Below are 15,188 nucleotides of genomic sequence, written 5' to 3' on the forward strand. Positions count from 1 at the left end.
GTCTGTTTATATATGATAGAAAAAAACCGTTATTTTTCTTCTCTCTATTAGTCATGTTAATATAGAGAGAGGACAGGAACGGTTTTTTTCTGTGGAAAAAATCGTTTCAAATATGTATGGGGAGGTTTGTAGTTTGGAAAAAAAAGTCGTATTAGTAGATGGTAATAATATCGCGTATCGTGCTTTCTTTGCACTACCGCTTTTAAATAACGACAAAGGTATACATACGAACGCAATTTATGGTTTTACAATGATGTTAATGAGGATACTAGAGGAAGAAAAACCGACGCATATGCTTGTGGCGTTTGATGCGGGGAAAACAACATTCCGTCATAAAACGTATAGTGATTACAAGGGAGGGCGTCAAAAGACTCCACCTGAGTTATCAGAGCAATTCCCGTTTATTCGTGAGGTGCTTGATGCATTCAATGTACCGCGTTATGAGCTGGAAAATTATGAAGCGGATGACATTATGGGAACATTAGCGAAAGAAGCGAGTGAGCAAGGGTTTCATGTTAAAGTTATTTCAGGAGATAAAGATTTACTGCAACTTGTTTCAGATAATACACTCGTATGTATTCCTCGCAAAGGGATTACGGAAGTAGATGAATATACGAAAGAAGCTTTATTTGAGAAATATAGCTTATCACCAAAGCAAATTATCGATATGAAAGGTTTAATGGGAGACCAATCGGATAACATTCCAGGTGTACCAGGTGTTGGCGAGAAGACAGCCATTAAATTATTAACGCAATTTGAAACGGTAGAAGCAGTATATGAAAACTTAGATCAAGTGAGTGGAAAGAAATTAAAAGAAAAGTTAGAAGCGAATAAAGAACAAGCTCTTATGAGTAAAGAACTTGCGACTATTATTACAGACGCACCGATTACTGTGCATGTAGATGATATGGAATATAAAGGGTATGAACCAAGCGATTTGATTCCAATGTTCGAGAATTTAGGATTTACATCCCTTTTAAATAAGTTAGGTGTTACGCCGGAGGAAACGGCTCCAGCTGAATTAGATGATATTACATTTGATATTGTAGAAGAAGTTGCAGAAGAAATGCTTCAGCAAGATAGTGCGCTTATTGTTGAAGTGCAAGAAGATAATTATCATAAAGCCGATATTCAAGGTTTTGGTATTCAAAATGAAAATGGTTGTTACTTCATTCCGGCCGATGTTGCTCTTAAATCGGATGCTTTTAAAGAGTGGCTTGCAAATGGAGAAATGAGAAAACATACATTTGATGCGAAGCGTGCTATCGTTGCTCTCAAGTGGAAAGGTGTAGATATTCAAGGGATTGACTTTGATTTATTAATTGCCGCTTATTTACTTGATCCAGCCGATACAGATAAAGATTTCCGTACTGTAGCGAAAATGAAAGAAACGCATGCCGTAAAATCTGACGAAGAAGTTTACGGGAAAGGTGCGAAGCGTGCTGTTCCGGAGCTAGAGGTAGTAGCGGAGCATGTAGCTCGTAAAGTGCATGTATTATATGATGTAAAGCAAACGTTCTTAGAAGAATTAAAAAAGAACGAGCAATATGAATTATTTACGGAATTAGAATTACCACTTGCACGTGTATTAGCTGATATGGAAGTGAAAGGTGTAAAAGTTGATACGGAGCGTCTTCGTAATATGGGAGAAGAACTTGCAGGTAGATTAAAGGAAATGGAACAGGAAATTTATAAGCTTGCGGGAACAGAATTTAATATTAATTCACCGAAGCAACTTGGGGTTATTCTGTTTGAGAATTTAAACTTACCAGTTATTAAAAAGACGAAAACAGGTTATTCTACGTCGGCGGATGTATTAGATAAACTTATGGATCGTCATGAAATTATTCCAAATATTTTACATTACCGTCAATTAGGAAAGCTAAATTCAACTTACATTGAAGGTTTATTGAAAGTTGTACATGAAGATTCAGCTAAAATCCATACTCGTTTTAATCAAGTGTTAACGCAAACAGGTCGATTGAGTTCAACAGATCCGAACTTACAAAATATCCCGATTCGCTTAGAAGAAGGAAGAAAGATTCGTCAGGCATTCGTTCCATCAGAAGAAGGATGGATCATGTACGCGGCTGATTATTCACAAATCGAACTTCGTGTGCTTGCTCACATTGCAAATGATCCAGGGTTAGTTGAAGCGTTCCAACAGGACATGGATATTCATACGAAAACAGCTATGGATGTATTTGGTGTTGGGAAAGATGAAGTAACATCTAACATGAGACGACAAGCAAAAGCTGTTAACTTCGGAATTGTGTATGGTATTAGTGATTATGGTCTTTCGCAAAACTTAGGAATTACAAGAAAAGCAGCAGCGGAATTTATTGAAAAGTATTTAGAAAGTTTCCCTGGTGTACAAGAATACATGGATGAAATCGTAAAAGATGCGAAACAAAAAGGATATGTGGTTACATTATTAAATCGTCGCCGTTATATTCCGGAAATTACGAGTCGTAATTTCAATTTACGTAGCTTTGCTGAGCGTACAGCTATGAATACACCAATTCAAGGTAGTGCGGCTGATATTATTAAAAAAGCGATGATTATTATGGCAGATCGTCTAGAAGAAGAAGGATTACAAGCACGTCTTCTTCTGCAAGTACACGATGAATTGATATTTGAAGCACCAAAAGAAGAAATTGAAAAATTAGAGAAGCTTGTACCTGAAGTAATGGAGCATGCAATTGAACTAGCCGTTCCGTTAAAAGTTGATTATTCTTACGGTCCAACTTGGTACGATGCGAAATAAGGACGTGATGAAATGCCGGAATTACCAGAGGTTGAAAACGTTAGACGGACGCTTGAAAATCTTGTAACAGGAAAAACGATTGAAGATGTCGTTATTACTTATCCCAAAATAGTAAAACGACCGGATGATGCAGAAATTTTTAAAGAAATGCTAAGAGGCGAGACAATTGAAAATATAAAGCGAAGAGGTAAGTTTTTGCTTTTGTATGTAACGAACTATGTAATTGTTTCACATTTGCGCATGGAAGGTAAGTTTTTACTTCATCAAGAGGATGAGCTAATTGATAAACATACGCACGTCCGTTTCTTATTTACAGATGGAACTGAATTACATTATAAAGATGTGAGAAAGTTTGGTACGATGCATCTCTTTAAGAAAGGTGAAGAATTGAATCAAATGCCTCTTGCTGACTTAGGCCCGGAGCCATTTGATGCTGAATTGACACCGCAGTATTTACAAGAAAGATTGCAAAAAACAAATCGTAAAATAAAAGTYGTATTATTAGATCAGCGTCTTTTAGTAGGGCTTGGAAATATATATGTAGATGAAGTGTTATTCCGTTCTCAAATTCACCCAGAACGAGAAGCTGCATCTTTAACAGAAGAAGAAATAGAAAGAATTTACGAGGCGATTGTTACAACGCTGGGCGAAGCTGTTAAGCGAGGCGGAAGTACAATTAGAACGTATATTAATTCACAAGGACAAATTGGTTCGTTCCAGGAACTTCTAAATGTATATGGGAAAAAAGGAGAACCGTGTGTGACTTGCGGTACGCTATTAGAAAAAACAGTTGTTGGCGGAAGGGGAACACATTACTGCCCAATTTGCCAACCTAGAATATAGAAAAGGGATAACATCGGATAGGCATTTGTCATATACATAGAGCAGAGCTATGTATAAGGGAGGAGCTTACCGATGTACCTTTATTTATCTCTTATTTTATTAGCTTTTACATTAAGCTTAGATAGCTGTAGTGTAGGGCTAACATACGGGTTAAGGAGCGTAAGAATTCCACTAAGATCAATTATAATTATCGGGATCTGTTCAGCAGCTGTAATGCTCGTTTCCATGGGAATTGGACATATGATCGCGAAAATATTTTCACCTGTTATCGCAACGCGTATCGGCGGATTTGTTCTTATTGGAATAGGTATTTGGGTATTATATCAATTTTTTCGAAGTGATAAAAAAGAAGAACCGAAGCAAGAGGAGAAGGTTTGGAAACTAGAAATTGCTTCGCTAGGGTTAGTGATTCAAATTTTGCGGAAGCCGACTGTTGCAGATTTTGATAAATCAGGAACTATCTCTGCAGGAGAAGCGCTACTTCTCGGTATCGCTCTTTCTATAGATTCGTTTGGTGCTGGAATTGGTGCATCTTTATTAGGTTATGCACCCGCGATGATGGCGGTATTAGTCGCGGTTATGAGTTCTTTATTTTTATTTATTGGAATGAAGCTCGGTACGATTTTATCAAATATGAAATGGTTACAAAAATTTACATTCCTGCCTGGGGTATTACTCATTATTATTGGAATTTGGAAAATGTAAGTATGGGCGTGGAACATTAGTTTCGCGCCTTTAATATTGTGAGGGGGATTATTATGACAGTAGTAATTGGATTAACAGGAGGCATTGCAAGCGGAAAAAGTACGGTATCAGAAATGTTTCGTGAAATGAGTATACCGGTTATTGATGCAGATATTATTGCGCGAGAAGTTGTAGAACGAGGAAAACCGGCATATAACAAAATTATAGAGGTGTTCGGAACGGAAGTGTTACAAAAAGATGGAGAGCTTGATCGACCAAAGCTTGGGAGTGTCGTTTTTTATAATGAAGAAAAACGATTGCAGTTAAACGAAATTGTTCATCCTGCAGTGCGTGAAGAAATGAATGCACAAAAGGAGATGTACATAAAAGAAGATATGCAAGCGGTTGTGTTAGATATCCCTCTTTTGTTTGAAAGTAAATTAACAAATCTCGTTGATCGTGTTTTAGTTGTAGCAGTCACACCGAATACGCAATTGGAACGTTTAATGAAACGAAATAACTTTTCAGAAGAAGAAGCAACGGCTCGTATTCAATCTCAAATGCCATTAGAAGAAAAAGTAAAGAAGGCAGATGARGTRATTTATAATGATGGCACAATTACTGGAACGAAAACACAATTAGCYTCTATTTTGAAAGAATGGAACATTATTGATTAAAAAATTGTGAAATTAATGAAAATGCTTAGTGACATATCTCCTTTTTGTGTTATACTATTATTGGGATTGGAGATAAATAGTATAACGCATTCAAGGGGGATAACATATTATGACTCGTGTGGCAATTAATGGATTTGGACGTATCGGGAGAATGGTATTTCGTCAAGCAATAAAAGAAAGCGCATTCAAAATTGTAGCAATAAATGCAAGCTATCCATCAGAAACGTTAGCGCATTTAATTAAATATGATACAGTTCATGGAAAGTTTGACGGAACAGTGGAAGCATTTGAAGATCACTTACTAGTTGATGGGAAAATGATTCGCCTTTTAAACAACCGCGATCCAAAGGAGTTGCCTTGGAAAGATCTAGGTGTTGAAGTTGTAATTGAAGCAACTGGTAAATTTAACTCTAAAGAAAAAGCAATTCTTCATGTTGAAGCTGGAGCGAAAAAAGTTATTTTAACAGCACCTGGTAAAAATGAAGATGTAACAATCGTAGTTGGTGTGAACGAAGACCAATTAGATATCACAAAGCATACTGTTATTTCAAATGCATCTTGTACAACAAACTGTTTAGCGCCTGTTGTAAAGGTGTTAGATGAGCAGTTCGGAATTGAAAACGGTTTAATGACAACTGTTCACGCTTATACAAATGACCAAAAAAATATTGATAACCCACATAAAGATTTAAGAAGAGCGCGTGCTTGCGGACAGTCCATCATTCCAACAACGACGGGTGCTGCAAAAGCGCTAGCAAAAGTTCTTCCACACTTAAACGGAAAACTTCATGGTATGGCCCTTCGTGTACCAACACCAAACGTGTCTCTTGTTGATTTAGTAGTAGACGTAAAACGTGATGTAACAGTTGAAGATATTAATGAAGCRTTCAAAACTGTTGCAAACGGTGCRTTAAAAGGAATTGTAGAATTCAGCGAAGAGCCTTTAGTKTCTATCGAYTTTAATACAAATACACACTCAGCTATTATTGATGGTTTGTCTACAATGGTAATGGGTGATCGTAAAGTGAAAGTACTTGCTTGGTATGATAACGAGTGGGGCTACTCTCGTCGTGTTGTAGATCTTGTAACGTTAGTTGTTGATGAATTAGCGAAACAAAAAAATGTGCAACATATTTAAGTGAACGAGAGAGGGCAAGTGAAAATTTGCCCTCTTTTTTATTTTTTTCTGAAAAGGAAAAAAATTATATAAGTATATTTTTAAATAGTGGACATACCACGAAACGTTGGGATTACTGTATTCGTGAATCATTAATTTTTTTTAGGGAAAAGTAAAGAGGAAAATATGACAGAAAATCGAAAAAACTGTTGTTGCAAAATGAAAATAAACAAAGTATACTAACACTCGTAAACTTAAGAGCTGAGGTACGTAGTCACTACTTAAAGGGTTAGGACCTCTCTGGACTAACTTTCCCCCGTGGTAGTGGAGCAAGCCAAATTGCAAATTAGTTTTCAATTCGAACAGTTAGAATAAATTTACAAGGGGGAACTGTAGAATGGATACTATGGATACGATGGGTCGTCACGTGATTGCTGAACTTTGGGATTGCGATTTCGACAAGCTTAATGACATGCCGTATATTGAACAATTATTTGTGGATGCAGCACTAAGAGCTGGTGCTGAAGTACGTGAGGTTGCTTTTCATAAATTTGCACCACAAGGTGTAAGTGGAGTAGTAATTATCTCGGAATCACATTTAACAATTCATAGCTTTCCGGAGCACGGTTACGCAAGTATTGATGTTTATACTTGTGGGGATCGTATTGATCCAAATGTTGCTGCAGAATATATTGCAGAAGGTTTAAACGCGAAAACGCGTGAGAGCATCGAGCTTCCTCGAGGCACTGGTAGCTTCGAAATTAAGCAGAGAGAAACAAAAGCTCTTTAAAAAAGAACATAATTGATTTAAAATGTAAAGAGGTGTATAATGCACCTCTTTTTTAGTTTATATAAAATAGGATCACGATATGTAATAACTTAGAGTGGTCATTATAGAAGAATGAGTTATATAATATTGTATATATATTTTCACATGTAGGTGAGTAGCGAAAGAATAAAGATTATAGTGTAAAGGAGTGAATGAATTGCGTTGTCCATCCTGTTTTCATAATGGAACAAGAGTGTTAGATTCGCGTCCGGTAGACGAGGGACGCTCTATTCGAAGAAGAAGAGAGTGTGAAAGTTGTTTAAGTCGCTTTACGACATTTGAAAGAGTAGAAGAATCACCTCTTATCGTTGTTAAAAAAGAAGGAACACGAGAAGAGTTTAATAAAGAGAAAATTTTACGCGGTTTAATTAAAGCGTGTGAAAAAAGACCTGTATCTTTAAGGCAGTTAGAGGAAGTAACACAAAGTGTGGAGCGTGAACTTCGTAACTTAGGTATATCAGAAGTGAAAAGTGATATGATTGGTGAAATTGTTATGGAAGAACTTCGTGATATTGATGATGTTGCTTACGTACGTTTTGCTTCTGTGTATCGTCAATTTAAAGATTTAAATGTATTTATTGAAGAATTAAAAGATATACTGCAAAAAGAGAGAGAGTAGAAGAAATCTCTTTATATACTGTAAGTAAACGAGATAAGAGAGCTAGAAGCGGAAGCTAATAGCTCTTTTTCGCTAATAAATTATATAATAAAGATAGAACGAGTGAAATGTAGGTTAGATTGGATGAGAGAAAGGAAAAGCAAGAATGGAAAAACAGTCATGGATGGAGCTATTGCCGATTGATCGTTATAAAGTAAGTGCGAAAGGGTTGTTACATAATTACGACCGGAAAGTATTAACGATGTTGTATCAGCCGTTAATAGGTAGTAGAGCTTTTAGCTTATACATGACACTATGGGGAGAGTTAGAGCAAGATCGTGTGTTTGGAAAAGAGAATACACATCACTCCCTTATGGTGACTATGCAAATGCAACTTCCTGAAATATATGGGGAACGAGTAAGGTTAGAAGCGATTGGTCTTTTAAATGTATATATTAAGAAAGAAAAAGATATTCGAATGTTTATATATGAATTGCAACCACCTTTATCTCCGAAGCAGTTTTTTGATGATATTGTTTTAAGTATCTTTTTATATAATCGCTTGAGTCGGACAAAATACAACCAAGTAAAGCAATATTTCTTAGAAGAAGAATTCGATTTTGGTTCTTATGAAAATGTTACGCGCTCCTTCAACGATATATTTGATTCGTTTAACCCAGGTCAGTTTGAATATGCGCAAGAAGAACTGCGTATCCCGAAAACGACAATTATGCCAAGTAACGAGAATGGGGATGCTCCGAAAGTTTGGAACGACTTCTTTGATTTCTCTTTATTTGTAGACGGACTATCAGCGCTTGTTCCTAAAAAGGCGATTACAGATCAAGTGAGAGAATGTGTTATTACACTCGCTTATGTGTACGGTGTGGATGTGTTATCGATGCAAAATATCGTTCTTGGCGCAGTGACAGAAGTGCAAACAATTGATATCGAAAGGCTTCGGAAGGGAGCACGCGATTGGTATCAATTCGAAAATGGTCAAGCGTTACCTGTATTAAGTGAAAGAGTGCAACCTCATGCTGCTCGTACAATGAAAGAGAAAGAGCCATCTACGCAAGAAGAGATGCTAATGAAGCAGTTAGAGGAAATCTCGCCAAAACAACTATTGAAAGAGATTTCAGGCGGTGCAGAGGCGACGAAAGCGGACTTGCAAATCGTTGAGGATGTAATGATAAATCAAAAATTAACGCCAGGGGTTGTGAATGTACTTATTTATTACGTTATGCTACGCTCAGATATGAAGCTTGCTAAAACGTATGTCGAGAAGATTGCTGGACATTGGGCGCGAAAAAAGGTCGGTACAGTAGGCGAGGCGATGGCGCTAGCAAAAGAAGAGAATCGTCAATATCAAGAGTGGGCTGAGACGAAGAAAAAAGGTCGTACAGCGAAGAAAACAGTGCGAAAAGAAATGGTACCAGATTGGCTTAAGGAAGAGTCGAAAGAAGAAGAGAAAGAACCTGTAAAAAATGACGTAAGTGCGAAAAAAGATGCAAGTACGTTAGAAGATGAACGGAAACGATTAGAAGAAGTATTGAAAAAATATAAGCGTGATTAATAAAAGAAAATGAACGCTCTTTGAGGTGAGAAAATGGAGCATATTCAAAATTCATTTACGAAATTAATGGAAAATAAAAACTTTAAAAATAGATATGAAGTCTTAAAGGCAGAAGTGATGGCGCACCCTCGTGTGAAAGAATTTATAGACGAACATAAAGGTGAAGTAACGACTTCTATGATTGAACGAAGTCTTGTGAAGTTATATGAATATATTGGACAAAGTGTAGGGTGTGCGGATTGTCCAGATTTAGGGTCATGTAAAAATATGCTACAAGGATATGAGCCGAAGCTCGTCATTCAAGGTAAGATGATTGATATTCAATACGATCGTTGTATTAGAAAAGTAGCATATGATGAGAGAAAAAAATATGAAAAACTCGTTCAAAGTGTATATATGCCAGTTGACATTTTGCAGGCAACTATGGAAAATTTAGACCCTTCAGATTTAGATGCACGTATTGATGCAATAGGTGCAACGAATGAATTTTTAAACACATACGAACCAGGTAAAAAAGCACAAGGTTTATATTTGTACGGTAAATTTGGTGTAGGGAAAACGTATCTTTTAGGGGCAATTGCAAATGAGCTTGCGCGAAAGAAAATTAGTTCGATGCTCGTATACTTCCCWGAATTTTTACGTGAAATCAAAAGTTCGATTCAAGATAATTCGATTAGCGGAAAGATTGATGCTGTCAAACGTGTACAAGTATTAATGTTAGATGATATCGGGGCAGAAGCGATGTCAAGTTTTGTACGTGATGATGTACTCGGTGCAATCTTGCAATTCCGTATGTTGGAAAACTTACCGACGTTCTTTACATCTAACTTTGATTTCAAACAGTTGGAACATCATTTAACGTATACACAGCGCGGTGAAGCAGAAGAGATGAAAGCGGCCCGTATTATGGAACGAATTAAATATTTAGCGAAGCCAATCCCAATTGGCGGGAAGAATCGTCGTAATAAGTAAAGAGCGAGCTGAGAAGCTTGCTCTTTTTTATCCCGCTATTGGCGGGCAGTAAGACTCCCACCTCAAAATTCGGCTGTAAAGCAAAGAAGTTAGGTGGGAGCCCTGCTGCCCGTAAAAGCCCGATTGGTGCGGGCTAATAATCAGTGGAGGATGGACAAAACCTCCACTGATTAAAGTTTCACTTTATTTTAATCATTTTTTCAGAGTAGCTTGTATCATTTTTTTCTCCCTCCCTTAATATATATAAAATTAGCAAGCCATATCGAGTGGATGTTCTAACGATGGGAGATAGGTTTCTACTAAGAGTGAACTTCCATAGATCGGACTCTTATAGGATTTGTAACGTATAGATGCAATCCTTTAGAGCGGGGATAAAAGGGGGGACAAAAGTGATTGAAATTTGCTTCGAAGAAAAAAATGATGCTGTGTACGTATACAGACAACTAACGAAAAGAACAGAATCCTTATATAAGGAAGCAAGTGTATATTTAAATGAACAAAAGGTTGTTATTCATATACCATTATGTGAATCAAATTATATTGAAAAGATTTTATTGCCAGTATTACTATATTTCATTATGAATGTGAAACAAAATGAATGGATTCATACCATTTTAAAGGAAAAGTTTTTTTATGAAGAACAAGAAGAGTGTCATCAAATATTGCATATGGCACATGAGATTTTAAAGGAAAGAAGAAAAGGAGTAGCTAGTGATTTAACACGTCAAAAATTTGAATCTTATATTGCGTCGTCTTTGAATGATTGGCTTTGTGATCCGCTCTCATTCTCGTTTTCATCATACGTTCGTTTTCGTCTTCGTACATATAGGGAAATGGTAACTAAGCTTGCTGAAGTTGCAATTGATGAGTATAAGATGGAGCAGGAATACCAAATATTCATTGAGACACTTCGCCAACAAGTAAGTAGCCGGAAATCACGTTTGTCCTGTGTACATCTTATTTTTGATGAAAGTTTTATTTTCTATGATGATAAAGGTAGGCGTTTAAAACAGGAGAAATTGGTTCAATATATAGATGAAGAATTATTAAAGAAACAGGATGTATATATCGATACGAAAGTAATTGCACCACTTCTTTCTATTTCGCCGAAAAAGATTTATTTATATACGAAAGAACAAGATCATAATATGATTGTTACTTTGCGAAATGTATTTCAAGAACGGGTCGAATTACATGGTTTGCATGAATTTGAGCGCAATGTGAAAAATTTAAAAAATAAAGGTAACGCCCTTGATTTTCTAAGTTTTTGAGCATATAATTACCTACATAAATGAAATATATTGAAATGTTATGATGAGGACATGGGTAGTTTTCTACGATTTTCAGAGAGGGAAGCCTTAGGGTGCGAGCTTCCTAGTACGGGATAATTACTTACCACCTCTAAACTTTAGCAGTGAACGTTTTTCTAGTAATTGCTAACGGACAACACCGTTATGTTGAACTTGAGCAATTAACAATAAGGTTAATTGGAACAAGGGTGGAACCACGAATTCAACACTCGTCCCTTTTTATGGGATGAGTGTTTTTTATTTTGAAAAAAAAGAGGAGTGACCAGTGATGGCAGATGTAGTTAAAATTACTTTCCCTGATGGAGCTGTGAAGGAGTTTCCAAAAGGAGTAACAACTGAAGAAATCGCAGCTTCTATTAGCCCAGGCTTAAAGAAAAAAGCTGTGGCTGGAAAATTAAACGATGAGATGATCGATCTTGTTACACCAATCGAAGAAGATGGTGCAGTTTCTATTATTACATTAGATTCTGAAGATGGCTTATATATTTTACGCCACTCAACAGCTCACCTTTTAGCACAAGCGTTAAAACGTTTATATAAAGATGTTAAGCTTGAGCTTGGCATTGGTCCAGTAATCGAAAATGGCTTCTACTAYGATATTGATATGGAAGAAGCAATTACAGTTGAAGACTTCAAGAAAATCGAAAAAGAAATGCAAAAAATCGTGAACGAAAACTTAGAAATCGTTCGTCATGAAGTACCACGTGCAGAAGCACTTCGTCGCTTTGAAGAAATCGGCGATGAGTTAAAATTAGATTTAATTAACGATCTTCCAGAAGATGCAGTTATTTCAATCTATGAGCAAGGCGAATTCTTCGACCTWTGCCGTGGTGTTCAYCTTCCATCTACAGGGAAAATTAAAGTATTTAAATTATTAAGTGTTGCAGGTGCTTACTGGCGCGGCGACAGCAATAATAAAATGTTACAACGTATTTACGGTACTGCATTCGTTAAGAAAGCAGAATTAGATGAGCACTTACGTATGCTTGAAGAAGCGAAAGAGCGCGATCACCGTAAATTAGGTAAAGAGTTAAAACTATTTACTAATAGCCAAAAAGTAGGACAAGGTTTACCACTTTGGTTACCAAAAGGTGCAACAATTCGCCGTATTATCGAGCGTTACATCGTTGATAAAGAAGCAAGCTTAGGCTATGATCACGTATACACTCCAGTATTAGGAAGTAGAGAGCTTTATGAAACTTCTGGTCACTGGAACCATTACCGTGATGGCATGTTCCCATCAATGGAAATGGATAATGAAGAGTTAGTTCTTCGTCCAATGAACTGCCCTCACCATATGATGGTTTATAAAAAYGATATTCACAGCTACCGTGAATTACCAATCCGTATTGCGGAACTTGGAACAATGCACCGCTATGAAATGTCTGGAGCATTATCTGGATTACAACGTGTACGCGGAATGACTTTAAATGATGCGCACATTTTCGTTCGTCCAGATCAAATTAAAGAAGAATTAAAACGTGTTGTAAACTTAACGTTAGAAGTGTACAAAGATTTCGGTTTAGAAAACTATTCATTCCGTCTATCTTATCGTGACCCAGCAGATACTAAAAAGTATTATGCTGATGATGAGATGTGGGAAAAAGCACAAGGTATGTTAAAAGAAGCTATGGATGAAATGGGTCTTGATTACTATGAAGCTGAAGGTGAAGCGGCATTCTATGGTCCGAAACTTGACGTTCAAGTTCGTACTGCTCTTGGAAAAGACGAAACACTTTCAACTGTACAATTAGACTTCTTACTTCCAGAACGCTTTGAATTAACTTACGTTGGTGAAGACGGTAAACAACATCGTCCAGTTGTAATTCACCGTGGTGTTGTATCAACTATGGAACGTTTCGTAGCCTTCTTAATTGAAGAATACAAAGGCGCATTCCCAACTTGGTTAGCTCCAGTTCAGGCGCAAGTAATTCCAGTTTCTCCGCAAGTACATTTAGACTATGCGAAGAAAGTACAAGATGAATTACGACGTGCTGGTATCCGTGTTGAATTAGACACTCGTGAAGAGAAAATTGGTTACAAAATCCGTGAAGCACAAATGCAAAAGATTCCGTACATGCTTGTAGTAGGTGACAATGAAGTTACTGAAAATGGCGTTAACGTACGTAAATATGGTGAACAAAAATCAGAAACAATCGCATTAGATGCGTTTGTTGACATGATTAAGGTAGAAGGAAAACGATAAGAAAGAGCCGCGGTGTACCGCGGCTTTTTTATGTATTATAAAAAAGAAAATCTAGAAAAAATAACCAAACAATACTTATCATAAAAAAGTATTGCAAGTATGCTGGTTGTTTGTTACAATATTTCTTGTTGTTAGTAAAACACATCGCGTCTTCTTGACAGACGTCATGTCCTATGATAAACTCATCAAGGATAATAGAATATGGTTTTGACAAGTAGAAGCACCCGCTTCTCACCTGATGGACGCATTCGCAGTTAGCAGGTAAATGTATTTCTTACTAAAGATATTACAAGTGTGGGTGCCGTGTGCCCGCACTTTTTTTGTTCGGGTTCTACAATTGCAAAACGTATTCTAAGAAAACCTTGGAGGTGGCTTACTATTAGCAAGGATATGATGATTAACGAGCAAATTCGTGCACGTGAAGTACGCTTAGTTGGCGCAAACGGCGATCAACTTGGAATCAAGTCTCGTAATGACGCTTTAGACTTAGCTGCAGGTCTTAATCTTGATTTAGTATTGGTTGCTCCGAATGCGAAACCACCAGTATGCCGCATTATGGACTACGGTAAATTCCGCTTTGAGCAACAGAAGAAAGAAAAAGAACAGCGCAAAAATCAAAAAGTAATTAGCATGAAAGAAGTTCGTTTAAGTCCAACAATTGATGAACATGACTTTAACACAAAACTTCGTAATGCTGTCAAGTTTTTAGAGAAAGGCGACAAGGTTAAAGCGTCAATTCGCTTTAAAGGACGTGCCATTACTCATAAAGAAATCGGTCAACGTGTTTTAGATCGCTTCTCAGAAGCTTGTGCTGAAGTTAGTACAATTGAATCTAAGCCTAAAATGGAAGGACGTAGTATGTTCTTAGTTTTAGCACCGAAAAACGATAAGTAATAGATAGAGGAGGAAATACCTATGCCTAAACAAAAAACTCATCGCGGCGCTGCAAAGCGTTTCAAAAAGACTGGATCTGGTAAACTGAAGCGTTCTCACGCTTACACAAGCCATTTATTCGCTAACAAATCTACAAAAGCTAAACGTAAACTACGTAAAGCTGGTGTAGTTAGCGCTGGTGACTTCAAACGCATTCGTCAAATGCTTGACAACTTAAAATAAGTTCGGCTGATATATAGAACAAACTAGGAGGTAATATTATGCCAAGAGTAAAAGGTGGTACAGTTACTCGTCAACGTCGTAAAAAAGTTATAAAATTAGCAAAAGGTTACTACGGTTCTAAGAGTACATTATTTAAGGTTGCTAACCAACAGGTTATGAAATCTCTAATGTATGCATTCCGTGACCGTCGTCAAAAGAAACGTGACTTCCGTAAATTATGGATTACACGTATCAACGCAGCAGCTCGTATGAATGGTCTTTCTTACAGCCGCTTAATGCACGGTTTAAAAAATGCTGGCATCGAAGTTAACCGCAAGATGCTTGCTGACTTAGCTGTTCATGACGAAAAAGCTTTCGCTGAATTAGCAACAGTTGCAAAAAACAACATTAACTAATTGTTTAAAACCTTAGAAGATTTTCTTCTAAGGTTTTTTTATTTGCATTTATTGTAAAATCCTCCACTTATTATCGTTATTTCTTGCTCAAGTATATTAAG

General features: G+C 36.9%; 14 protein-coding genes and 2 other annotated features. All 14 genes read left to right on the top strand.

The genetic code is table 11. The features are described 5' to 3' along the window. Window positions 1-133 precede the first annotated feature (133 nt). The 14 genes from polA to rplT all read left to right on the top strand — a co-directional run bounded on the left by polA (window position 134) and on the right by rplT (window position 15,087). The gene (gene polA, locus AC1DJR_RS04095) at window positions 134-2,767 is read left to right on the top strand and encodes a DNA polymerase I (RefSeq protein WP_429688052.1); all 2,634 of its coding nucleotides are present in this window, start codon (window positions 134-136) and stop codon (window positions 2,765-2,767) included. Window positions 2,768-2,779: 12 nt separating this feature from the next. Beyond that, window positions 2,780-3,610, top strand: a complete 831-nt coding sequence (gene mutM / locus AC1DJR_RS04100; protein ID WP_429688053.1) for a DNA-formamidopyrimidine glycosylase — start codon at window positions 2,780-2,782, stop codon at window positions 3,608-3,610. 72 nt (window positions 3,611-3,682) lie between these two features. After that, complete coding sequence (gene ytaF, locus AC1DJR_RS04105) at window positions 3,683-4,315, top strand: sporulation membrane protein YtaF (protein ID WP_002129352.1); 633 nt, start codon at window positions 3,683-3,685, stop codon at window positions 4,313-4,315. 53 nt (window positions 4,316-4,368) lie between these two features. Further along, window positions 4,369-4,971, top strand: coding sequence for a dephospho-CoA kinase (gene coaE / locus AC1DJR_RS04110; RefSeq protein WP_060751308.1), 603 nt, complete (start codon window positions 4,369-4,371; stop codon window positions 4,969-4,971). A 109-nt stretch (window positions 4,972-5,080) separates the two neighbouring features. Continuing rightward, window positions 5,081-6,109 (top strand): glyceraldehyde-3-phosphate dehydrogenase, encoded by a 1,029-nt coding sequence (locus AC1DJR_RS04115; RefSeq protein ID WP_002129350.1) that lies wholly within the window; start codon window positions 5,081-5,083, stop codon window positions 6,107-6,109. Between the two features lie 385 nt (window positions 6,110-6,494). Beyond that, complete coding sequence (speD, locus tag AC1DJR_RS04120) at window positions 6,495-6,878, top strand: adenosylmethionine decarboxylase (RefSeq protein WP_002003660.1); 384 nt, start codon at window positions 6,495-6,497, stop codon at window positions 6,876-6,878. A 196-nt stretch (window positions 6,879-7,074) separates the two neighbouring features. Next, on the top strand, window positions 7,075-7,536 hold the full coding sequence (gene nrdR / locus AC1DJR_RS04125; RefSeq protein ID WP_001203686.1) for a transcriptional regulator NrdR: 462 nt from the start codon (window positions 7,075-7,077) through the stop codon (window positions 7,534-7,536). A 145-nt stretch (window positions 7,537-7,681) separates the two neighbouring features. Continuing rightward, window positions 7,682-9,088 (top strand): replication initiation and membrane attachment family protein, encoded by a 1,407-nt coding sequence (locus AC1DJR_RS04130; protein WP_404443561.1) that lies wholly within the window; start codon window positions 7,682-7,684, stop codon window positions 9,086-9,088. A 33-nt stretch (window positions 9,089-9,121) separates the two neighbouring features. Next, complete coding sequence (dnaI, locus tag AC1DJR_RS04135) at window positions 9,122-10,060, top strand: primosomal protein DnaI (protein ID WP_002015473.1); 939 nt, start codon at window positions 9,122-9,124, stop codon at window positions 10,058-10,060. A gap of 389 nt (window positions 10,061-10,449) precedes the next feature. Next, window positions 10,450-11,331, top strand: a complete 882-nt coding sequence (ytxC, locus tag AC1DJR_RS04140) for a putative sporulation protein YtxC (RefSeq protein ID WP_429688054.1) — start codon at window positions 10,450-10,452, stop codon at window positions 11,329-11,331. Between the two features lie 31 nt (window positions 11,332-11,362). Beyond that, window positions 11,363-11,590, top strand: a binding site (T-box leader). 48 nt (window positions 11,591-11,638) lie between these two features. Beyond that, a complete protein-coding gene (gene thrS, locus AC1DJR_RS04145) occupies window positions 11,639-13,576 on the top strand; it encodes a threonine--tRNA ligase (protein ID WP_002190845.1) in 1,938 nt (645 codons plus the stop codon). 206 nt (window positions 13,577-13,782) lie between these two features. Next, window positions 13,783-13,903: a sequence feature (ribosomal protein L20 leader region), on the top strand. 63 nt (window positions 13,904-13,966) lie between these two features. Beyond that, a complete protein-coding gene (infC, locus tag AC1DJR_RS04150) occupies window positions 13,967-14,470 on the top strand; it encodes a translation initiation factor IF-3 (protein ID WP_002015470.1) in 504 nt (167 codons plus the stop codon). Window positions 14,471-14,491: 21 nt separating this feature from the next. After that, a complete protein-coding gene (rpmI, locus tag AC1DJR_RS04155; protein WP_001125945.1) occupies window positions 14,492-14,692 on the top strand; it encodes a 50S ribosomal protein L35 in 201 nt (66 codons plus the stop codon). Window positions 14,693-14,730: 38 nt separating this feature from the next. Then, on the top strand, window positions 14,731-15,087 hold the full coding sequence (gene rplT, locus AC1DJR_RS04160) for a 50S ribosomal protein L20 (RefSeq protein ID WP_001138364.1): 357 nt from the start codon (window positions 14,731-14,733) through the stop codon (window positions 15,085-15,087). The last annotated feature ends 101 nt before the right edge of the window (window positions 15,088-15,188 follow it).

The sequence above is a fragment of the Bacillus sp. 05T31 genome (assembly GCF_056396725.1).

Coding starts and splice junctions, on each gene's coding strand:
- ytaF (WP_002129352.1), top strand. CDS start 3,683: ATGTACCTTTATTTATCTCTTATTTTATTAGCTTTTACATTAAGCTTA.
- infC (WP_002015470.1), top strand. CDS start 13,967: ATGATGATTAACGAGCAAATTCGTGCACGTGAAGTACGCTTAGTTGGC.
- AC1DJR_RS04130 (WP_404443561.1), top strand. CDS start 7,682: ATGGAAAAACAGTCATGGATGGAGCTATTGCCGATTGATCGTTATAAA.
- rpmI (WP_001125945.1), top strand. CDS start 14,492: ATGCCTAAACAAAAAACTCATCGCGGCGCTGCAAAGCGTTTCAAAAAG.
- speD (WP_002003660.1), top strand. CDS start 6,495: ATGGATACGATGGGTCGTCACGTGATTGCTGAACTTTGGGATTGCGAT.
- rplT (WP_001138364.1), top strand. CDS start 14,731: ATGCCAAGAGTAAAAGGTGGTACAGTTACTCGTCAACGTCGTAAAAAA.